Here is a 22,711-nt window from a genome sequence, read left to right as displayed (position 1 = left end):
ATATCAATTAGGATTGCTATATTAGCCCTCAGCATAATACGGTTACGTTGGAGTGCAACACTTCTTATGGCGGTAAATGACAGCACAATTAAGCTCGATCAGTTTTTAAAGTGGGTAGGGATGGCGCAGACGGGTGGACAAGCTAAGCTTTTGATTCAACAGGGTTTTGTTCTAGTCAACGGCACCCTGGAAACCAGGCGAGGACGACAGTTAGTTTCCGGCGATCGCGTAACGGTGGGAAAACGAACTGTTGAGGTTGAGTTGAACAATGTTGAGTCCTAGCAACTTAGAAATTTGTTCCTTTTAACAGATGTCGTCGGATTGCGTTGACGTAAGCAAAGACTGGAAATTGATAATACTCAACAACAACATCTACGACAAAAGCAAGATGAGCTAAAAAGGTTAACCCAATCCAAAGAGTAGGCACCCAAGATAAGGGAGTACCGGGTATTGGGGGGAAAAAGTAGGTAGACAAGGCAACAAGAGTAGTCGGTAATAAGACTAAGGCAACTGCTGCCAACCCAACACCCCAACCCAACTCATTCCCCTTACGATGGGCACCTTGCCAAGTTCGACCATTCCAGCGCCAAGTTATTGGTGATGCGCTATCTGCCATTTTCACAGATTGTTGAATCGGATCGGCAGTGAAAATATGATTACAAAAGTTACAAGCCCATGCCTCCATTAACGGCATTGCTGCAATCTCACCGTGCCGACAAACTGGACAAGTGTAAACACCGTCCAACCTAAAATTGTTGTCTGGATTTATTGAATGAAACATCCGCTTAACAAGTATGAAAATTAATCAAGGCTTTCTTTGAATTATAATAACAACCAAATATTTGCGGTTTAATCGTCGGAGTGATTTATGATTAAATCTGGACAATTTATATAAAAAAACAAGACTGAAATTTTTTAATATTTATGCAGAAAAAGATTGGTGGATAGATAAAAGTTTAATCTTATCGTTGTTGCTGAAGCAGTGATTCAAGAAAGTTTGATGAGTTTACAGTGGCTGAAAATGCTGCGGTTAGTGGCTGATTTTATAGCTGGAGTGGTGACGCTGAGGTAGCGAAGCGATCGCTAGTCCTCCTCAAAAATTGCCCCTCGCTGCTTGAGATCGAGCTTCATTGCCTCAGAAAGCCCCAAAACTCCTTCAAACAAAGCATCCTCCACATTTGCACCCTTGAAATCGGCACGCTTAAGCTCAGCATCTTTGAAATTTGCGCCGCTCAAGTTAGCACCGCTTAAATCAGCATCGCTGAGATTGGCAGCCGTCAGGGAGGCATTCGTCAAATTGGCATTGGGAAGGTATGCACTGGTTAAATTTGCACCGCTAAGGTCGGCACTAGTTAAATTGGCACGGGGCATTTTAGTCCGCAAATCTGCTTGAGTAAGGTTCGCGTGCAACAGATGAGCATCTCGCAGATTCGCATTACAAAGGCAGGCATGGGAAAGGCTGGCACCGCTTAAGTTGGCACGGCTCAAGTCGGCAAAGGTGAGATCGGCATTGCTGAGATTGGTATGATTGAGGTCAGCGTTGCGGAGGTTGGCGCTGCGAAGGTTAACACCACTCAAGTCGGCTTCAGCAAAATCCTCAGATGGATTGATGCCCAGCATCTTCGCGCCGCTGATGAAGTCATCTGCCTTGGCTGCTGCCAATAGTTCCCGTATGATTGTCAGATACTGCTGCTGGTAATCGCGAGCCGCCGGCAAGTCTCCGAGGGCGGTGTAAGCAAGTCGGAGATTTTTAAGCGCCTGTCCTTCCCCTCGAACGTCTTGTAATTCTTTGGCGATCGCTTTTGACTGGTGAAAGCAGAGAATCGCTTTTATATGTTCTTCCAAAGAATGATAAGCCGCCCCCAAATTCGAGAGCGTTTGCACCTCACCTGGACGATCTTGGAGTTCCCGCACAATCGCTAACCGTTGTTGCTGGTACTCAATCGCTTTTGTATCCTCACCGAGAATGTAGTAAGCATTTCCCAGATTTCCCAGCGCATTTGCCTCGCCGCGCCTGTCTTGGATACGTTGAGCGATCGCTAAGTGCTGTTGATAGAATGCGATCGCCTGAGGTAAATCTCCTAAAGCCTTATACGCAGCCCCCAAATTGCCTAAAGCCGCTCCCTCAACGATACTCGCTTCGCTGCCTCGACAGAGGCTAAGTGCCTGTTGCCAAGACTGCATTGCCTCTTGTAGAGATGTAAGAACCTTTGTTTCTACATACGTCTGATATTGCTCAATTCCTTGTTTCAGTAGTCGGTTCGCTTCGTCGATCATCACCGCAATGTACAGATGAAGTAAAGCTTTTCGAGGCTCAAACTTTTCGCTCCCCGGCATCCTCTTCACTCCCGAATCCTCCCCTACAAGGCAGGAACAAAGATTAAATTTTTTTAGGCTGGAGAGGGGCTGGCTCCCCTTCCCCGTAGAAAACATTTATTCGGCTTCCCTCTCCTTGTAGGAGAGGGTTAGGGAGAGGTGGGAAGGGGCTGAGGGTTAGGTTTTTTTGAGTCCACTGAGAACCGCTAGCAGCAGAGATTTTCTCAGGCTTTTGAAGCCATGCGCTCCGCACAGGTTCCAGTCAAACAAGCTCGATCCAAAGTTACACCAGTCAAGTTAACACTATCTAACTCAGCGCAGAGCAAATTTGCTCCTGTCAAATTTGCTCCGGCAAGATTTGCACCCCGCAAGTCTGCTTCTTCTAGATTTGCTTCGCTAAGCAAAGCGCCACGTAAATCCGCTTGGCTTAAGTCTGCACCTTGCAGATTGGCTCCGCTCAAGTTTACACCCCGCAAGTCAGCGCTCCGCAAATCCACGCCTTGCAAGTTGACACTCATTAAGTTGGCACCGCTCAAGAAAGCACCAGCAAAAGACGCTTGAGTAAGCTTGGTTCCCATCAAGTTAGCGCCTCGCAGATTTGCCCCGCGCAAGTCAGCACCGCATAAGTCAGCTTGCATCAAGTTAGCGCCCAGCAGGTTTGCCCGCAAGTCAGCGCCTACAAGTTGCGCTTCGATTAAATTTGCACCATCAAGACGGGCGCGTTCCAAGTTGGAGCCACTAAAATTTGTGCCGACGAGGTTGGCACCGGCGAGATTGATACCTCGCAAATCTACTCCTGAAAAATCTTCATCTTCTAAATCTGTACCTGGCAGTTGCTTGAGTTTGCCGGAGCGAATTGCTTCAATGTCCATTTGCTAATTGCTAATTGCTAATTGAAGGATTGCTAATGAGGAAAAAAGTTTTAAGTTGTAAAAGGCTTGCGGTTATCGCGTCTGAGTATGGCATTAAAAAGCTCTCTTTTCACTCAAAACTCATAACTCATCACTTTCATTACCCATTGCCCATTAAGGATGGTTGCACTGCTGTCCCGGCATAAAGATTTGCATCCAAGAGCCACATTCCCGCCGTCACTTTGCTTGGCGTGACAGGTAGAGTCAAACCCTGTTGCATCCCCATGACGAGGAGTGAGAGCGTTTCAACCAATTTGGGATCGAAGCGATCGCCCTGTTGTTGCCGACACTCTTCTAAAGCTTTGGATAAATTCTCTTCGCTGTCGGGATTGGCATTTCTCGCTTGCGCCAGTCGCCACTGAAAGTCTGAGACTAATTCCAAAATTCTCGATTCCAAGGGAATTTCATCACCCGCTAACCCGGCTGGCTCACCCGTCCCGTTCCACCACTCGGTTTGGTGAGTGACGATTTGGGCAACTGCCCGCAATTGTGACATTCTTCTCAAGACTTGCGCTCCTGGCACCAACGGACAAGTCAGCGCACAACTCGGTGCCTCTTCGTCGTAGCGACTCGACTTAGCCGCAGCCAATACACTTTCCGCCCCTTGCAACGGATCGATGCGGTGCAGCAACCCGGCAAGGCGCAGGCGTTTCATCTGCCAAGCGGGTAAATCGAGCATTTGCCCGATCATTTCGGAGAACGCTACCACTTCTGCTGCTGCCATTGGGTTAGTGACATCTGCCATATCCATGAGTTGCGCCATCCGCAAGAATGCCTGGATTTCGTTGGAAACTAAGTTCCGATCCAGCGCTTGTTGGCGAGATCCGGCGGGGATGTCTAGATTGGTGCCGGTTGATATATCATCTTGCCCATGCTGGAGATACTCCACTACGGAAGACACCACTGCACCGAGATTGTGAGGGGTTCCTAAGGAGGGCTGCATGGACTCCTTGCAGGCGATGAGTTTTTTCTCTAGTTCCGGGTTGTAGCGACCAATATGGGCGATCGCTATATCCACCGTTTCTTTCACTAACTCTGGCTCAAACGTCCACAGCCCATAGAATTTGCGCTCCAAGTCAGACGCGGGTAGCCCTGCTGCACCATAATCTTCTTCCGAAAGCTCTTGACACAGCACCATCGCCGTGTATGTCGGCGAAAAGATGATTAAGTGCCACTCTTGGGCAACCGGATCGGAGGGATCTAAGCCCACTAAATCCACGTTTGGGCGTTGGCTAGTTGGGTGTTCGGTAAACCCCGAATCTGACGCCGCCATAATTGCGATCTGACCTGCTTTCTGTGCGATGTCTCCATAGCGATCGGCTTCTTGCAGATACCATTTGCCTCTTTGAAAAGCGGCAATGGTCAAGGGAGAACTGTCCTCCGTTAAGATGTGGTCTTCTAGCGCATGGCACAGGGCAACGAGGGTGTTTTTGTAGTACACCCCAAATCGAATTGGTCTTTTACTCGATCTGTGGGCAACTTCTAGCTGTTGCAGAATGGAGCCTTCTAACATAATTTTGGTTTTATTAAATGAACCGCAAAGACGCAAAGAGCAAGGGAAGAAGAGCAATGCAGGCTAGGGTGGGCAATCGCTACTTAGCTATTTATGAAGCTAAGATACCGTAACTAGGTGTTTTTCTTTTGGCTGAATCGGTGCCGCAAGGGCTTCTTCTAAGTCGGCACAACCAAGTTTTTCCTCTAGAATTTTCATCACTTCTCGCCCGAAATCGTTGGGGTTTTGCTGCCATGCTTGCAGGCAAACTTCCCCAAAGAATGAGCCGAGGGGTTCTGGATTCCAAAGTAATTTTTTGGCTGTCCACGGCATAATGCTCATGGGATTGTATCCGGGTTTAAGGACATTCTGATCGAAGGCATATTCTTCTAAATGAGTATGAGGTTGTAAGCCAATAAAGAAGATTGCCGGTTCGACTTTATCTGCACCAAAGATACGCTCTAGTTCCCGGTGGTAGGCAATGGTTTGGCGAATCGTTTCATGCGTTTCGTCGATTACATTAAATGAGTAATTGACGGAAACTAAATCGTTGAAACCTGCTGCTTTTAAGTCGCGGCAATTTTCTAAGACGGTTCGCAGGTTATAGCCCATCCGCATCTTCCGCACAAGTTCTTGAGAACCACTGGTGATGCCGATTTCAAAGTAGTTCATGCCGGTTTTCGCCATCAAATCGCATAACTCAGGCGTTAAATTGTCTGCCCGAATATAAGCTGCCCAATGGATGTCTTTCATCCCAGCATCGAGGATTTTCTGCAATAGCTCAACGGCGTCATCGATAAATTTCCGAGCTGGGATAAACTGAGCATCAGTAAACCAGAAGTTACGAATCCCTCGGTCATAAAGTTGTTGCATCTCTGCGACAACTTCATCGGCTGGGTTAATCCGTACCTGCTTGCCCTCAATCACTGTATAAATGCAGTAACAACAGTTGTGGGGACAACCGCGCTTTGTCTGCACGCCAACGTAGAAATCTTCGTCTTGCAGATAATATTGAAACTCAGGCCAAATGGTTTCGATGTAGTCGTAATTGCAGGCGGTTTTTTCGATATTCGTAGGACGTTCGTGGATCATGCGATCGCGTGGCGTTGTCTCTCCCACCACATAGCATCGTTCATCCCGAAAATCCTGCCCTCGCAGCATTTTCTCCAGCAGCGCTTCGCCTTCACCCACCGAAACAACTGTCCCGGATGGCAGACTCTTACCGAGTTGTTCGTAAAATACGCTCACAGCACCGCCACCGACAACGGCTTTGGCTTCTGGATGATATTTTTGAGCGCGTTTGAGTCCCCGTTTGATTAATCCCAGGTTGCGCCACAGTTCGGTGTAGTATGCCGTGGTGACGCGCAACCCTCCCAGTGCCCCGCGCAATTTCAGCAGCGGATTTTTGGCGTAGTAAAACTCAAAGGCGTGCTGGAGTGGGTTGCCACCTCTGCCGCCCACGGGCGCATAAATCTGAATATCGCGCCAGGAAAATACCAGCAATGTGGGTTTGAATTCATCAACACACGTATCCAACGCCCCAGTGAAATCCAGAGGCGGCACGGTTCCTAAGTCAAAGATCCGCTGTTCGACTTCTGGGAATTGCTTGTGTACGTGATCGGATAAGTAAACCACTCCGATAGGGAAAATCGGGTTGCAGGGGAGGCGGACGTAGAGAATTCGATTATTCATCGTGTCTTTTTGTATCTAAATTTACTACTACTGAGATGGAAAGCGACAAATGCGATCGCTTTCTCAAAAATTATTCTGGCTATGACTTGCTCTCAGGATTCGAGCCATGTTTGGTATCTTTAGCGACTAGATGTGAATCCGCCATTGACCCGCAGGACTTACTGGCGACAGCAGCACCTCTGTATCTATAAATGAAATGATTCTGAAAGGTCTTTATATAACTTTACGATAACATTGACTATCCTCAGTCTTGCCCTGATTTTGGTTCTGGAGCCAAAAAAGAAAGCCGAACACTGCAAAATCGATCTCTAGTGGCAGCCGGTTCTCAACAACAAGTCAAAATTCAGCACCAATTCATTGCTTATCCTGGAAAAACCTTGGCTTCGCTTGCATTTTCATCTGGCAATGCTGGCATGAGACGTGAGGGAGGTATTTTTACCGGGAGTCATAGTGCGAGTCGGAAGCTTAAGCACGGAAAATTGCCGTTACAATCGCCAGTAGCAAAGGTTACTAAAACGGGAATTTTTTCCTCTAACTTTGGGGGGATATCTCACCAGAATATTCAGTTGGTATTCGTGTTTACAACAAGCCGGGATCGCCGAATGTTAGCTTAGTTATGGTAATCCTAGGCAGTGGCGCAAAGCTCCTCAGCAGTTATGGCTCAAATACTCGATCCCCTTCCTTCTGGTAACAGCGATCGCATTCTGTGCTGCTACGTTAATGCTACAAGCCACATTCAAATTGCTCGGATCTCTAACATTCCGAACTGGTACTTTGAGCGCGTTGTCTTTCCAGGACAACGCTTAGTGTTTGAAGCAATGCCCGAAGCGAATCTGGAAATTCATACAGGGATGATGGCAAGTGCCATCCTCTCAGATACCATTCCCTGCGATCGCCTGTGTATCAGTGAAGGCAATGATTCCGAGTTGAATACAATCGACCTACACGATGAGGAAAAAAAGATAATAAACGATAATACCCGGAAGCTTGAAATCCAGAAAAAGAGAAATTTAGAAACCGTAGAATCTTTAACAACCGCTTATATTGGCTAGTTTTGCTGAAAAAATTCAGTAATTTCAGGGTTGTCATAAGCGACAGCTCTTTTTTATAGGATTTTTAGAGATTAGCGATTAGCTTTTCGGGAAATTAACTGGTTAATTCTCGTATACGTAGATAGACAAATTCTTTTTTCTCAGCGATCTAGCAGTCCTATTATGATTCGTAAAAGCGAGATCCTAGGGCACCTCTTCCGAAGTCGGGGAGCTGAAGGGCTGGTATCTCTCCGCTAAAAGTAGGATTGCTATTGCACCAAGCGAACAGCTTAAGATGAAAAGTAGATGCTGCTGTAGCTGAATGTAAGTAAGTAACGAGTGAATCTACCTTCTTTTCTCTGGCTCTGGAAAATTGCTGCATGGTCGATGGGCTTGTCGATATTAGCCTACCTATTGCTGGGAGTTACTGGCAGTTGGATGTTTGCGGCTCGTCAGCAAAGAAGTTCGCAACCGCGATGGTTGCGTCTTTTTCACTACGCCACTGGCGCAATTCTGGTGGCTCTCGTCTTGCTGCTGCTCGCCATTGGGATTGTCGGCACGTTAGGTCATTATGGCAGCCTCGCTCACTCGGCGCACTGGATTGCCGGGTGGGCAGTGGTTGTATTAGTGTTGCTCTCAGCGGGAAGTGCAATTCTGATTAATCCCAACCGAGCTTGGGCGCGTTCGGTTCATATTGCAACCAATCTAGTGTTATTCGTAGGATTAGCTTGGGTTTCGTTAACCGGCTGGAGCGTGGTACAAAAGTATTTACCCTAGATTTAACCTTACTAGGATGGTCACAGACTAAAGTCTATGCTGTTTAGATAACCATCTTTCTTCGCAAAGCCTGTGAGCATGGATGGGGAACCCCCGCCGCTACAGTGCTTTTTCACGGAGCAGGCTGGAAATCCGTCGGTGGGGTGAGTGGCACTAGCCGAAAATTCGTGAAAATACACAAAGTTATTTCCTTAAGCGAACAGCTTAGGGTTTTTGACTCGACTAAGATGAATTAAAGTAAGCCTTTACCGCTGAGCGATGCGCGATCAAATAATCCCAGGCGTGATTTTCGTAGTAGCTCTTGCTATTTTTTTAGGCGGTATCGTGGGCGTGCGCTTCCCCCTCGGTAGTGAGAGTGCGGGGCAAGTAGTTCCTGCGGGTAGTCAAACGACAACACCATCGCCCTCTCCTACACCGACCACTACGGTTAGCCCAGTTCCAACCGTAACCCCTACGGCAACAACCCCTCCAGTAACGCAACAGCAACAACAACAACAACAACAACCTGCAACCCGCAGCAATCCTTATACCCCATCGCAGGTAGACCTACCACCCGAAGAAGATCCGGTGCCAGCGTTGTGGTAATCGGCTTTTAGAAATTGCAAAGGAATACAACGTGCGATGGAGTCGCTACACGAGGTTCGTGTAAGCGATCGCATTCCTCTCGCCATAAAGTCGTATCGTCGCCTACAGTAAGACAAGCGCGAACCGACAGGTCGGCGCTTCGCTATCGCCAAGGTTAATACTCATAGAAATATGGGCGGCTTTAATCTCGCGTTCTGCAAGAAAATCAGCCGCTTATGCCTGCAACTTTAATAACGACAAACCTTTTTATAAGACTTTTAAAGTTAATTTTTTATTCTACGATTAGAGTTAAATAGCTTACGACCTATTCTTAACCAAAATCTAATTTTAATTAGTTAGAATTATTTCTATTTGTTTGTTGGCAAAAATTATGCGGCGACGCCATTTTTTTTGGTATTCCCTAATATTAATCACAAGCTGTACCGCAGCAAGTAACCCTAATGATAGAGATTCGCCTTCAAATGCCAGAAATTTCCCTGAAAAGCTCCGATTTACAGTAACCGAGATTCCGAGCCTTGAAGAGTTGCAGCGTAATTATGGGGGATTGCGGACGGCACTAGAGGAGGTACTGGAAACGAAACTTGAGTTTGTTCCCGTTGAAACATACATCGCCGCCGCCGCCGCCTTACAGTCAGATCAGCTGGATCTTGTTCTCACAGGCCCCTCGGAATATGTAATCATGCGTGCTAGGACAAATGCGGTTCCTGTCATCGGCATCACTCGACCAAACTACCATGCAGCTATCTGTGTCTCTGCTAACAGCAAGATCGAGTCAGTAGCACAGTTGAAAGGTAAAAAAATTGCCATGTGGCAGTTAGGCTCAACCAGCGGTTATCTGGGTCCCACCAAGTTTTTGATTGATGCTGGATTAGATCCTAAATCTGACCTAAAAATCCTCATGTTAGGAAGTCAGGGACTACCCGCCTTGAAAAAAGGTGAGGTTGATGCTTGGGGAGGGTCTACTGTTAAGTATGAGAAATTCCTCCAAGATGAAGGCTTATCTGAGAGTGAGTTACCGCTAATCGTGAAAGGGCCGCTTCTCCCCAAGGACTTATTTGTTGCTAGTAGTAAGCTCGCTCCTGAATTCGTTAAAGAGATGAGAGATCGCGCAATTAAAAATCAGGACAAACTAATTCAAAGTCTTTTATCCGTCGAGGAAGGTAAGTACAAAGGCTCTCAGATAGTTCCGGCGAATGATGCTGATTACAATATGATTCGCGAGGTCTATAAAGCTATTGGACAAGGTAGTTTTGTTCAATAGCTTTAATCGCTTGATTCGACTATTTTTGGATATTTTTTTTGTTTTTTTAAACCTCTAGACTTTCCTCAATGGATCTCAAAAGACATGGGGTTGCAGATAAGCCTAACTTAGATAACCAAGGGAACACCTTGAAATTTTCTACAAACTGGGTAAGACGCTTCATTCCGCGCTTGAGTATAGCCAAAAAAATTGGTTACGGTTATTCCTTGGCTATCGGCATAGCGGTTTTAGGAACAACGATTGGTCTAATTAGCGGAGACTATTACGAAAAGAAGGCTCAAAAGCAGCTAATAATTGCCGAGAAGCAGCAAAATCTCCTCAGTAACTTAGAAAATGCTGTTGGTGAACTGCGAGCGCACCCACAGCGGCTGGTTATTGTACTAGGAGAACCAATTTGGTTTGACTACGAAACTGCTAAGTTTTTTACAAGTGTTAGTCGGAGCCAGACAATATTATCAGAATTCCACTCTTTTATAGACAGCTACCCCGATAATTTAGCAACAAAGCCTACAGATTTAAAGAATTTATTGAATGGTTATGAAACCAATATCGAATCCTACACTCAGTTAATTAAGTTTCTCTGGCGGCAGATTGATCCAGCTAACTTGAAAACAGAAGAAATTTCGGTAGCGCAGCAAAAGTTCTTGAATTCTATCACAAGCAAAACAGCGACTAATATCATTGTTAGTTTCGACCGATTAGCAGAGAGTTTAACTAGGCTGAAAGAGACAGCAGAATCTCAACAGATAGAAGCAAAAAACAAGCTTGGGCAAGCCGAGACACTAAGGCTGCAAATTATTGTTGGGAGTATGCTGCTGTCAGTGGCGATCGCGGTGGCGTTGGCGATTATTACGGCTCGTGCGATCGCTCGTCCCCTCGAAGCAGTCACTCAAGTTGCCAGAGCCATCACTCAAGAATCTAATTTTGACCTCCGCAGTCCAGTTACCACTGAGGATGAAGTGGGGTCATTAGCAACCTCTCTAAATTGCCTAGTGCAGTGGGTAGGAGAATATACCCACGAACTAGAGTTAGCTCGTCAGACACTAGAGGAGCGAGTAGAACAACGAACCGAGGAATTGACACAAGCGCTTCAAGAACTCCAACAAACCCAATCTCAACTCATTCAAACTGAAAAAATGTCCAGTTTGGGAGAGCTAGTTGCAGGTATCGCTCATGAAATTAATAACCCCATCAATTTCATCTACGGTAATCTGGAACACGCTAACGTTTATACGCAAGAACTGCTTAATTTAGTACATCTGTATCGGCAGCAGTACCCTCACCCTTCCCCTCTTCTTCAACACGAGATTGAAGCAATTGACGTGGACTTCCTTACGGAAGATTTTACCAAAATCCTGTCTTCTATGAAGATGGGCACTGAACGTATTCGGCAAATTGTTTTGTCTTTGCGAAACTTCTCCCGGCTAGATGAATCTGAGATGAAACCAGTCGATATCCATGAAGGGATAGAAAACACGTTGTTGATTCTCAATCACCGCCTTAAGCGGGGAATTGAGGTAATCAAAGAGTATGAAGATTTGCCTCTCGTTGAGTGTTACCCAGCTCAACTCAACCAGGTATTTATGAATATTATCAGTAATGCAATTGATGCTTTGGAAGAGACCAAGAGCAAAAATGAGAGACAGGAAGAAGCGGAAGCAATAAACAAGGGATTTCCCATCCAAAATAAAAAAATAATAACCGAAAAATTGCAGATTCTGATTCACACGGAACGGTTCAAGTCTAACTATATTCGGGTAAGAATTCGAGATAATGGTTTTGGAATTCCTTTGGAAATTAAAGACAAGCTGTTTAATCCCTTCTTCACAACGAAGCCGGTAGGTAAAGGCACTGGCTTAGGACTCTCCATCTGCTACCAAATCGTTGAAAAGCACAAGGGGAAAATCGAGGTAATTTCGGAGTTTGGACAAGGAACAGAGTTTGCGATCGCATTGCCGATAAAAACTCACAACTAGCGTTAGCTCTTAAAAGAACTGCTATAGCAATCCGATTTGAGTTGTGAGATGCCAGCGAAAGCGAGATCCTAGGGCAACTCTTCCGAAGTCCGGGATCTCGGTTTCGCTGTGAAGAGCGCATCCCTTTGCTAAGGCTACAAAAAAGGAGGCAGAAGTTTATCTGTTGCAGACAAACAACAAAATAGTATATCGCTTCACGCGCAAACCCCGTCCTCTCTATCGTTGCCTCGCAGATGGATGTTAAATTGTTTAAGATCCTCTGCAAAGACTTTCACAGCTTGCCCCCAAAGAGCGGCTGCTGTCTTGAAAGCAAAGTTTTTTCTAAATAACTTTAGCAGGAGTCCTACGACCCACTCTCCCCCATTGAGATAGAGCAAAGATGAATCGTGCCTTTTCACCCCTCCAACAGTTTCTAATCACTTGGCTGCTCGTTCTGACAAGCGGTTGGGTGACGATTTTGGCTCTGAGATATGTGGGTGAGTTGATTAGCATTTTGCTGACCGCCGGACTGATTGCATTTTTTCTTAACTATGCTGTTGCCGTTTTGCAAACTTTCTTGCCCCGGAGTGTGGCAGCAATCTTAGTTTATTTAATAGCAGGCTTAACTCTGGTACTCATTGGTCTGACTGTAGTACCGCCAGTGTTTAATCAGGGGCGGCAATTGGTGACAAATTTACCTTCGCTCCTAGAGTCTGGACAACAGCAATTAGCCGCCTTCCAAGCTTGGAGTGCCGAACACAATTTACCGTTTGACGTGCGAATTTTGGCTTCTGAGTTGTTGGCACGAGTACAAGCGCAAGCCCAAGCGATCGCTACCAGAGGTTTTGGCTTAGTATTAGGCACTTTTAACTGGTTTTTTGACTTAATTCTAATTCTCGTTATTTCTTTTTATATGCTCATTGATGGTGAGCGAGTTTGGCGGGGACTGACGAGTATTTTCTCATCCAAAATTAAAGATGGTTTGACAGAATCATTGCAACGAAATTTGCAGCGATTTGTGTCGGGTCAGGTGTTATTGGGTGTGTTTATGGCAACGACTCTTTCCCTCGCATTTTGGGCATTGCACGTGCCATTCTTCCTAGTATTTGCGGTTTTTATTGGGTTGATGGAAATCATTCCCTTTATCGGAGCAACTTTAGGAATTGCCACGGTTGTGATTGTGGTAGCGTTTATCAATTGGTTTCAGGCGCTGCAAGTCTTAGCCATAGCGATCGCACTTCAGCAGATAAAAGATAATTTGGTCGCACCCCGAATTATGGGCAATTTGACAGGTCTATCGCCAGTGATTATCTTTGTCTCTCTCCTACTCGGAGCGAAATTGGGGGGATTGTTAGGAGTGATTCTAGCAATTCCCCTAACAGGTGTCGGGAAAAGTCTTGCAGAAATTGTCCTCGATCCCATGCTGCCACCTCAAACCGGATCGTTTTTTCACAACCCCTTTGCGAAGGAAGTCGTTATCACCACAGAGGAGCAAAGGGGAATTCCTAGCAATTAGCAATTCCTTAAATTTCCTTAACCCAAGATTGAATGCGGCTGAGCGCTGTTTCTAACGCAGATACTATCTCAGTCGTTCCTGCAAGTTGGTAGTGGGAGGCGAGTTCCTCCAGCTTTTGGGCATTGCTTCGCATCCCCTCTACTCCGACGTTGGCACTCGCACCTTTGATGTGATGAGCTTCTTTTGCAAGACTATCAAAGTCATTGATAGCGATCGCTCTTTTCACCGATTCTAGATGAGCCTGAACTTCCGTGAAGAACATTTGCAACAGTTCCAACTCAAACTCCCTGCTGCCCTCAGAAAGTTGATGCAGATGTTCCCAATCCACTAAATCTTGTAAAGACGAGAATCGCGTTTCTACATCTTCCCGTGTGGCAACACCCCCACTGCTGGCATTTGCATCTTGAAAAATGACTTTCGTCCAATGGTCGATTAGCAATGCTAACTGTTCCCTTGATACTGGCTTACTCAAATAGTCATCCATCCCAGCATCAAGACAGCGTTTGCGGTCTTCTTTCATCGCGTTAGCGGTTAGGGCAATGACAGTGGTACGGCGCGAACCTTCTCCTTGTCGCCGCCGAATCTCTCGCGTTGCTTCATAACCGTCGAGAATCGGCATCTGACAGTCCATCAGAACTAAGTCATAGGGAATTTTTTCCAATAACTCTACGACTTCCTTCCCATTCGCAGCGACATCGGCTTCATAACCCAAAGTATTTAGCTGCTTGAGGGCAACTTTTTGATTAATCAGATTGTCCTCAGCTAGCAAAATTCGCAACTTGCTTTGGGGAATTGGAATTCGGGAAGGTTGGGGTGAAAAATTCTTCTCCTCTACTTCTTTGCCTACCTCTTTGCCTCTGTCCCGCTGTTCCTCTTGCTTCCCCAAGATGGAGACAATGGTATCCAATAAGCGAGATGGCTTGACTGGCTTAATCAAATGGGCAGCAAATCCTGCCTTCGTCGCCCGTTGCGCCTCCCCTCGCTGATCGGCAGAAGTGAGCATAATCAAGGGTAAATTAGCCAGCATGGGATTTCCTTTGATTTGCTCGCCCAAAGTAATGCCATCAACATTGGGCATTTGCATATCAATCACCGCCACATCATAGGGAATTCCCCACTCCAGAGCTTCTTGCAAAACTCTCATGGCGGCGGCAGCACCATCCGCCTCATCTACTTGCATTCCCCAGTGCGCCGCCTGAGAGCGAACCACTTTGCGGTTCGTGGCATTGTCATCAACTACTAGCAGACGCCGTCCCGCTAGATTGGTAGAAGTTTGGATGGGTGGTGTTATCCGTTCCGCTTGCTTTTTGAAAGGCACTGTAAACCAAAACTTGCTTCCCTTCCCTGGTTGGCTCTCAAAGCCAATTTCTCCTCCCATTAAGGTGACGAGCTGTTTGCAGATGACCAGTCCCAAGCCGGTGCCGCTATACTGGCGCGTGGCAGAGGAATCTACCTGGGAAAAGGGTTGAAACAATTGGCTCATATTTTCTGGGGTGATGCCAATGCCCGTATCGGTGACAGAGAAGCGAATCGTTACCACGTCCTCTGATTCGCCCTTCCCAAGAGAATTGGGGGAGGTGTCTGATTGTAGTTCTGCCCTCACCACAATTTCACCGGCGTTGGTGAACTTAATGCCATTGCCAATCAGGTTGGTGAGAATTTGCCGCAGACGACCAACATCGCCTTGGAGGTGGGTAGGAACGTTGCGATAGACCAAGGCAGCAATTTCCAGATCCTTGGCATGAGCTTGGGGAGCTAATAAATCTAAGACTTCTTCTACACAAGTAGATAAGTCAAAGTCTAAAACTTCCAGATCCATCTCTCCAGCCTCTAGTTTGGATAAGTCCAAAATCTCATTAATCAGGCACAGCAGGGCATCTCCACTAATGCGAATCGTTTCAACAAAATCCTTTTGCTCTGTAGTCAAGGGCGTGTCTAAAAGCAGCCCAGTCATTCCCAAAACGGCATTCATAGGGGTACGGATTTCGTGGCTCATGTTTGCCAAAAAGGCGCTTTTGGCTTGAGAAGCTGACTCAGCTTGGTGACGGGCGATCTCTAGTTCCTGGCGCTGGAGGGTTTCTTCTTCTAGGAGTTGGGATTGAGCCAGGGCAATGCCGACTTGGTCTGCGAGTTGTTGCAGCAGTTCGACTTCAAAGCTAGACCACTGTCGGGGTGAGGTGCATTGGTGGGCAATCAGCAGTCCCCAAAGTTCGTTTTTCTGCAAGATCGGGATGACTAATTTTGCCTTGACTGCCAAATGCTGCAAAAATTCCCGATGACACGGTGAAATCTCAGCATTTTCTACGTCAGCCACGATCCTGATCTTTCCGTGGCAGTAGTCCTCATGGTAAGCTTCGGGGAAGATTTCCGCACTGAAAGTTTGCCCTAATAAGGCGGGCAGACCAGAAACGACATTTTCGGTGACGATGGTACCCGTTTTATCGGCTGCCAGACGATAAATCACTACGCGATCGCACGCGAGGGATTTTCTGACTTCGGTAACGGTGGTTTGAAGAATTTCTTCGAGTTGTAAGGACTGGCGAATTTTTAGGGTAATTTCGGAAAATAATTGCGATCGCAAGTTCTGTCGTTTTAATTCCTCTTGTGCCTGTTTACGCTCGATCCACAGGGCAATCCTGTCCGCTGCAAATTCCAGCGACTGGAGAACGGATTCATTTAGGGGTTGACGAGCAAATATTGCTATCACTCCCATTACAGAGCCTTCAATAATCAGGGGATATCCAGCGAAGGCGACCATTCCTTCCCGCACCGCCCATTCTCTATCCAGAATCTGAGGATCGTCTACGACAGAATTGGTTAGGTAGGGTTGGCGAGTTTGGGCGATTTTGGCGATTTTCAGGGTGCCGATCGGAACGCGGCGATATAAACCCTCAACCTGCGCGTACATCCCAGCACTGGCTTGCAGTTCCAGCATCCTTTCTTCCCGGTTGAGCGTCCAGATCCGCCCAAATGCTGCGTCCAAATACTTCACCATTGCCTCGGTGCAGCGCTGCAAAATGCTTTGCAGGGTGTCGCTTTGAGTGAGGGCAGAATCCACCTCGGCGCGGAAGTGAGCGAGACGGGCTTGCAGCGCTAATGCTTCTTGTGTCCTTTTGTGGTTGGTAATGTCCCGCGTCACTTTGGAGAATCCGCGCAGGTTTCCAGCGTCATCATATAAGGCGGTTACGACAGCGTGCGCCCAAAACCGCGAACCATCCTTCCGCACACGCCAGCCTTCGGCAACGCTATTCCCTTGAGCGATCGCAATTTCTAGTTCGCTTTGCGCGATCGTTTGTTGATTTTCTCCTGGCTCATAAAAACAAGAAAAATGTTGCCCGATGATTTCCTCCGCTCGATATCCCTTAATCCTTTCTGCTCCCGCATTCCAGCTCACAATATATCCCTTGGGGTCGAGCATATAAATTGCATAATCTTTGACCCCTTCTACGACTAAGCGGAAGCATTCTTCGCTTTTTCGCAGATCCTCCTGCGCCTGCTTGCGACTGGTAATATCTTCAGAAATCCTTAATAAATACTGTGAGTTTCCTTGGGCATCTAAAATCGGTAATTTTTTAGTATGTAATATTCTTAAACCTTTATCTTTTGTCTGTATCCGCTCTTCTGGGATATCTAAAATTTTTCCGGTTGCCAGCACTTCTCGATCGGTAGCGGTGAAAAAATCTGCTTCTTCTTTGGTAAACAAGTCATAGTCATTCTTTCCCAGCAACTCTTCAGGATTACGACCAATTAATTTTTGACCCGCTTTATTGAAACGCACAAAATTAAGTTCTTGAGCATCCTTGACGAAAATAATGTGGGGAATATTTTCGACAATTGAGTTCAGAAATGTCTGGGCATTCCGCATTTCTTCTTCATGACGCTTGCGCTCGGTAATGTCATGAGCGACTGCGTAGATTGCTTGCTGTTCAGACAAGGGCGTTGCTTTCCACAATAGCCATCGATAAGAGCCGTCTTTGCAGCGGTAGCGATTTTCAAAAGAAATTGTATCTATACCTGTAGCAAGTTGTTGCACTTGGGCAATCGTTGCTTCCCGGTCGCCTGGATGCACAAATTCGATAAACGGTTGGCTTTGAAGTTCCTCATTGGTGAAGCCGAGAGTCTTTGACCATGATGGATTTAGACGTTTAAAATAGCCATCCATCCCGGCAATACACAGCATATCTAGAGACAGGGTGAAGAATTGAAGCTGTTCTTCTTGTGCCTTGTCACGCTGTTTTATCGCCTGTGCCAATTCACGATTATTCCGTCGCAACTCCAGTTGCGTCATCACCTCCCGGCTGAGTGCTTGCAGCGCCACCCGCTGTTGGGGACTCAAATCTCGCGGTACGGAGTCAATCACACACAAAGTTCCCAGTGCCAAGCCTTCTGGGGTTAACAAAGTAGCACCCGCGTAAAACCGGATATTCGGATCGGAAGTCACGAGGGGATTATTGGCAAACCGCTCGTCAGTGGATGCATCGCGGATAACAAATAGGTCGGTTTGCAGGAGAGCATGGGCACAAAAAGCAATATCACGAGGAGTTTCCTGAGCCGTGATGCCAACTTTTGATTTAAACCACTGCCGATCCGTATCAACTAAGCTGACGAGGGCAATTGGTGTACCGCAGATGTGTGCAGCCAAAAGCGTCAGATCGTCAAATGCCTGTTCTGCGGCGGTATCGAGGATTTCATACTGCTGTAGCGCTTGAATCCGTTCTGGTTCGTTTTCGGGTAAAGGTGCTTTCATCTACGTTTTTGAAGGGTAGCATTCTAATTTTTACAGGTGTATTCAAAGCAATGCATATTTGTAAAGTTATTCAAATCGAGGGCGATCGCTATATCTCCTGCCTCGTTATGGCTTCCCTAAGAGCGATCGCCCAAATTTTCTGTTAACATCCACAAAAATGCCGATTGCAAGAAACTGCTGGAACGTTCCAGATTGCCTGCTAATGTAAGTAATTATACAGACAATAAATTTCCGCTCATTTAGGCAAGAGTGAAATCATTCATCATTTCTATGACCCAGCAAGAATACCTAAAAATTCTATTAGTTGAAGATAGCCTTGTGAGTCAGACCGTTGTATTTAAACAGTTAAAGAAGTTAGGGTATGAAGCAAATGTTGCTGCTAATGGTCAAGAAGCATTATGGATGAGATCCCAAGGAAAATATGACCTAATCCTCCTCGATTGCCAGATGCCGATACTAGACGGTTATGAAACTGCACAAAGAATTCGTCAATTAGAAGGTGATGCGCGACAGACAATCTTGATTGCAATGACTGCCAACGGCATGAAAGCAAATCGGGATCGCTGTCTAAAGGTCGGCATGGATGATTATCTACTTAAGCCGGTTCGTGAGGAAGAGTTGGCAGCTAAATTAGAAAATTGGATTGAAGTTATTATTAAAAATAAGCAGGCAATCGCATCCTCATATGCCTCCTCATCTATAGATTTAACAAGTAAAATTCTTCCCGTTGACTCCAGTGCCAACCCGGACGAGTCAAGCGTCAATGACTGGGTGGATTTAAATCGCTTAGACGATATAACCTTGGGGGATCTGAAATTGCGAAACGAAATTCTACAAGCCTTTTTAGAAGATACAAAAGTAAACTTATCATCGATAAAATCAGCAACTTTTTCTAAAAATTTTGAAGCGATTGAACATAAAGCCCATCAAATTCGGGGTGCTAGTGCGAATGTTGGCGTCAACAAATTAAAAAAATTAGCCGACCGATTAGAACTTCAGAGCCAACAAAAAAACTTTAAGGAAGTGACTCAATTGGTAATTCAAATAGAAAATCATTTCCAAAAGATTCAATCTTTTTTGTTTGAGATAATTGACTGGGAGAGGGTGGAGGGTGAAACTCCAGTCCTTCTTCACGCCAATCGGTCTGGAGGGACGCAGGTTGGTTCCACGTCAAAAATTTTAATTATTGATGACGATCCTAGCGTTCGGTTAGTCGTCAAAAACTCACTCCAACTTCTAGGTCATGAAGTCATAGTAGCGGCGAATGGTGAAGAGGGATTAAAGAAAGCAAAGCAGCTACACCCTCATCTAATTATTTGTGATTGGATGATGCCAGTCATCAATGGGCTGGAAGTGTGCCGCCAGGTTAAATCCGATCCAGAATTATCTTTGGCATTTTTTATTTTGCTGACGATTCGTGGGGATGTAAAAGACCGGGTGGAGGGTTTAGATACTGGCGCTGATGAGTATCTCCCAAAACCAATTGATATGAGTGAATTACGGGCGCGGGTGGGCGCGGGATTGCGATTGCAGCGGTTAACGCAAGAATTGAGCGAAGCGAATCAGGCACTGCGACAAGCGAATCAGCAATTGACTGCCCGTAATGAATTGCTAGAATCTTTGTCGCTGACCGATCAGTTAACAGGTTTATTAAATCGGCGGGCAATGGATCAGGCATTGCCTCATATGCTGCGGCAAGCCGGCAACCGCGATGCGAATACTCGCTACCGTTATTTGTGTGTATTTCTGATTGATGTGGATCATTTTAAGCGGGTGAACGATACGTATGGTCACACAGTGGGGGATTGTGTGCTGCAAGCGATCGCAGGACGACTACAATCCAATGCACGCCCTAGCAGCCTGTTGTATCGCTATGGCGGTGAAGAGTTTGTCTGCATCACCCTGGGACTGAATCTGCACAATGGTTTAGAGTATGGTGAAAGTTTACGCTCTTGCATCGCCGAATGCCCTTTCAAGATTTCTAACGATCTGCTGCTACCCATTACGATTAGTATCGGTGGCGCGATCGCTAGTGCTGTTAATTTAGTTGATTCTCAAGATTTATTACATCAAGCAGATCGAGCGCTTTACAGAGCTAAGCATGAAGGTAGAAATTGCCTACGAATGTTTTCCTCGTGGGAAAATATTGTTGAGATGGGTCACGCTTAAATTAGTTTGGAGTTGCTAATTCTCTCAACGATGCGATCGGAGCGTTACAGTAATGCTTGCACTTCAGTATTTACCGTTGAGCTTTATTAATAGAAATTTTTAATTTCAGGATAGTGAAAATAACAAATGCAACTATTTTTAAATTAAAACTATATAAACCAATGATTATATTTTATTTGATTTGATTGTCAACGTTTTTAGAAGATTTTACTTAAAATTACAATCATAAAAATCATAAAAAAATGAAATTTAATTTCTGATTCTCGATTGCTTATCAGTGGCTGTACAGGAAACAAAAAGTCAATAGCAGTGATTCCGAGCCTAGCAGAAGGATGCCCAAAAGTTTAGATTTGCCGCCAGTCATCAGAGTAAAATTAAGATGGTTTAAGAGCCTGACAAGAGAACTTCAGACAAGCGAGGAGTGCTAGTTGCAAGACCGCTGCGCTTACCCCGCATCCGCTTAGCGATGCTGTGAGGAGGGAGGAAATGAAAAATTTCAAACCAGGAAGCGTAGGAGCGATAACCGCAGGCCCCTTTAGTGATTTTCAGGGTGTGGTAGTTAAGTTGCAGCCTGGAGAAAAGATTGTTGTTGAAGTCGAAATATTGGGTCGCAAAGCAGAAATCACCCTAAATCAAGAGCAATTCGAGCTACTGGGTGAAGACCCCCGTCCCCGCTTCCGGGACGAGATTGAAAAAGATATCGACCAGATGCTTCAGGAGGAATTTGATAATTGGTGGCTAAAGCAGTTGGATCGACCAGAGGATGATTTAGTTGCCGAGTGGTCTGCTTTCCAAGCATTTCGTCAAGAATTTGAAGCGAAAGTTGCTGTAGAACGACAGACTTTGCTCAATGCTTTTGAAGCATCTTTTACCGCGATCGCAGAACATGGTGTCTCATGGGCAAAACAACGCTGGGAAACAGAAACAGAACGCTGGACGCCAAACGCCTATCGGCACGAAGAATTCTACAAAGCAGCGCGTCAGCAAATAAAAGAATGTCCTGATGATTCAGGTCATTGGACGGATATCTGGCGACATCTGTGGCAAGCGGCAAATGAACGTTCCTGGAAAGCGGAATATATGGCATGGCGTCAGGAAAATCTGCCCGATGCTGCCACGATTGAGCAGATGCGCTTGGACGCCCGACAAAAAGCACAAGCGTTGGTGGAAAGAGTGCGATCGCTGGTACAACAAACCCACGGCTTGACCTTACCCGACCATGTTTTTGCATTCTGGGCTTTCTGGCTCAGCTTAACTCCGATTGAGCGGCAAGAAATGCACTGGATTGCAACGCCTTGCGGTTTGTTTGATTTATTTACTGAAGAAGGTTTGCAACGAAAACCCATAGCAGAACTTGACCATCGCTTACATTACCGCTATTACCGCGATCCGCCGGAGTTTCTCACTTTGCTGTACGGGGGCGGCGATGGTCTGCATTTTGGTCTTTGGTACGATGACCCCAGAGAACTGCCCACGGGTGTGATGTATTACTGGAACAACGATGGCATTCCCGTCTGTGATGACGGTTGTCAAACATTGCTCCAACAGGTTCGCTTCCAAATCGAAAAAGCGGTCTCTCAGCTGGAATATGACCGCTATGACAACGATTCTCGGCATCGACGAGTTAGACTTTCAGCACTCCGCGATGCGGTGATGGCGTTTGAAACCGCGGAACGCCCTGAAATGGGAAGTCTGTACGAGAAAGCCTACAAGCAACCGCCGCTGGGTGCCAGGATTGCGACTGAGGATGGTGCGGGGGTGGCAATTCCCGGCTTCAGCGCCGAAACTTTCCCTCAGCGCGATCTTGAAGTAATTAGAACGGCTATCTTAGGGGATGCACCAATTGTCCAAGACTGGATTGTGGCAGCACTAGAAGCTTGTGCCGAGGGTCAACCGGCTGAGGCGCTGGCATTCGGTCGTGACTTGCACTGGCTTTCCGCTGGGAATCTAGAACGAGAAGCGGCTGCTGCCAAACTGCTGGATGCTGCCTACCGCGCACTCGGTCGAGATGCTTTGGCTGCGATCGCATCTGTCCATTTTCAAAAGCGATCGCTTCAGTCAGTGAATATTTATTAGCGATAAAGTTATAGCTACCAGAAATAGTCAGCGATCGCGCATTACGAAGCACGAATTTCTTGCCGTATTGGGTAAAGAACTTTTAAACAATACTCTTGCGTTGATGTCATTTAAAGCCCTTAATTTTAGCCCTCAATGACACCTGTAATCAAAGATACTGGGCGCTCATTGTGATAAAACAGG

Annotated in this window: 17 protein-coding genes; 11 read left to right on the top strand and 6 right to left on the bottom strand. The window is 46.2% G+C overall.

Annotated elements, in window-relative coordinates; translation table 11 throughout:
* The first annotated feature begins 66 nt into the window (after positions 1 to 66).
* Entirely contained in the window at positions 67 to 282 is a 216-nt protein-coding gene (locus NC994_RS21345) for an RNA-binding S4 domain-containing protein (protein WP_190429907.1), read from the top strand.
* Positions 283 to 286: 4 nt separating this feature from the next.
* Here the strand turns inward: NC994_RS21345 and NC994_RS21340 are convergent, their stop codons facing one another.
* From NC994_RS21340 to NC994_RS21320, 5 genes are all read right to left on the bottom strand, one after another.
* Positions 287 to 781: a hypothetical protein gene (locus NC994_RS21340; protein ID WP_190411775.1), complete on the bottom strand. Its 495-nt coding sequence runs from the start codon at positions 779 to 781 to the stop codon at positions 287 to 289.
* A gap of 302 nt (positions 782 to 1,083) precedes the next feature.
* Complete coding sequence (locus NC994_RS21335) at positions 1,084 to 2,337, bottom strand: pentapeptide repeat-containing protein (protein WP_242032517.1); 1,254 nt, start codon at positions 2,335 to 2,337, stop codon at positions 1,084 to 1,086.
* Positions 2,338 to 2,540: 203 nt separating this feature from the next.
* Positions 2,541 to 3,188, bottom strand: coding sequence for a pentapeptide repeat-containing protein (locus NC994_RS21330; protein ID WP_190411776.1), 648 nt, complete (start codon positions 3,186 to 3,188; stop codon positions 2,541 to 2,543).
* 139 nt (positions 3,189 to 3,327) lie between these two features.
* Positions 3,328 to 4,740 carry a DICT sensory domain-containing protein gene (locus NC994_RS21325; RefSeq protein ID WP_190434034.1) on the bottom strand — a complete coding sequence of 471 codons (1,413 nt, stop codon included), beginning with the start codon at positions 4,738 to 4,740 and terminating at the stop codon, positions 3,328 to 3,330.
* A 99-nt stretch (positions 4,741 to 4,839) separates the two neighbouring features.
* Positions 4,840 to 6,411 (bottom strand): photosystem II high light acclimation radical SAM protein, encoded by a 1,572-nt coding sequence (locus NC994_RS21320; RefSeq protein ID WP_190434032.1) that lies wholly within the window; start codon positions 6,409 to 6,411, stop codon positions 4,840 to 4,842.
* Positions 6,412 to 6,446: 35 nt separating this feature from the next.
* On the opposite strand from NC994_RS21320, the gene NC994_RS21315 reads away from it, so the two are divergent.
* The 8 genes from NC994_RS21315 (at position 6,447) to NC994_RS21280 (ending at position 13,536) form a co-directional block, all read left to right on the top strand.
* Positions 6,447 to 6,602, top strand: a complete 156-nt coding sequence (locus NC994_RS21315) for a hypothetical protein (RefSeq protein WP_190429912.1) — start codon at positions 6,447 to 6,449, stop codon at positions 6,600 to 6,602.
* A 120-nt stretch (positions 6,603 to 6,722) separates the two neighbouring features.
* Positions 6,723 to 7,025 carry a hypothetical protein gene (locus NC994_RS21310; RefSeq protein ID WP_190434030.1) on the top strand — a complete coding sequence of 101 codons (303 nt, stop codon included), beginning with the start codon at positions 6,723 to 6,725 and terminating at the stop codon, positions 7,023 to 7,025.
* A gap of 42 nt (positions 7,026 to 7,067) precedes the next feature.
* The gene (locus NC994_RS21305) at positions 7,068 to 7,463 is read left to right on the top strand and encodes a DUF1830 domain-containing protein (RefSeq protein WP_190434028.1); all 396 of its coding nucleotides are present in this window, start codon (positions 7,068 to 7,070) and stop codon (positions 7,461 to 7,463) included.
* 318 nt (positions 7,464 to 7,781) lie between these two features.
* Positions 7,782 to 8,219, top strand: coding sequence for a DUF4079 family protein (locus tag NC994_RS21300; RefSeq protein ID WP_190411781.1), 438 nt, complete (start codon positions 7,782 to 7,784; stop codon positions 8,217 to 8,219).
* 258 nt (positions 8,220 to 8,477) lie between these two features.
* A complete protein-coding gene (locus tag NC994_RS21295; RefSeq protein ID WP_190434026.1) occupies positions 8,478 to 8,804 on the top strand; it encodes a hypothetical protein in 327 nt (108 codons plus the stop codon).
* Between the two features lie 358 nt (positions 8,805 to 9,162).
* Complete coding sequence (locus NC994_RS21290) at positions 9,163 to 10,065, top strand: PhnD/SsuA/transferrin family substrate-binding protein (protein ID WP_242029110.1); 903 nt, start codon at positions 9,163 to 9,165, stop codon at positions 10,063 to 10,065.
* A 68-nt stretch (positions 10,066 to 10,133) separates the two neighbouring features.
* Positions 10,134 to 12,041 (top strand): ATP-binding protein, encoded by a 1,908-nt coding sequence (locus tag NC994_RS21285; RefSeq protein WP_190434024.1) that lies wholly within the window; start codon positions 10,134 to 10,136, stop codon positions 12,039 to 12,041.
* 379 nt (positions 12,042 to 12,420) lie between these two features.
* Positions 12,421 to 13,536: an AI-2E family transporter gene (locus tag NC994_RS21280; RefSeq protein ID WP_190411785.1), complete on the top strand. Its 1,116-nt coding sequence runs from the start codon at positions 12,421 to 12,423 to the stop codon at positions 13,534 to 13,536.
* 7 nt (positions 13,537 to 13,543) lie between these two features.
* Here the strand turns inward: NC994_RS21280 and NC994_RS21275 are convergent, their stop codons facing one another.
* Positions 13,544 to 18,283, bottom strand: a complete 4,740-nt coding sequence (locus NC994_RS21275; protein ID WP_190434022.1) for a PAS domain S-box protein — start codon at positions 18,281 to 18,283, stop codon at positions 13,544 to 13,546.
* A 270-nt stretch (positions 18,284 to 18,553) separates the two neighbouring features.
* Between NC994_RS21275 and NC994_RS21270 the strand changes: the two genes are divergently transcribed.
* Positions 18,554 to 20,452, top strand: coding sequence for a response regulator (locus tag NC994_RS21270; protein WP_190434020.1), 1,899 nt, complete (start codon positions 18,554 to 18,556; stop codon positions 20,450 to 20,452).
* A 486-nt stretch (positions 20,453 to 20,938) separates the two neighbouring features.
* On the top strand, positions 20,939 to 22,528 hold the full coding sequence (locus tag NC994_RS21265; protein ID WP_190434019.1) for an ADP-ribosylation family protein: 1,590 nt from the start codon (positions 20,939 to 20,941) through the stop codon (positions 22,526 to 22,528).
* The last annotated feature ends 183 nt before the right edge of the window (positions 22,529 to 22,711 follow it).

This window comes from Trichocoleus sp. AS-A1 (genome assembly GCF_039962015.1).
In the GTDB taxonomy this organism is placed as follows: Bacteria; Cyanobacteriota; Cyanobacteriia; order Cyanobacteriales; family FACHB-T130; genus FACHB-T130.
The sequence above is the reverse complement of the archived record's forward strand: the minus strand, read 5'-3'. Positions and strand labels throughout refer to the sequence as shown.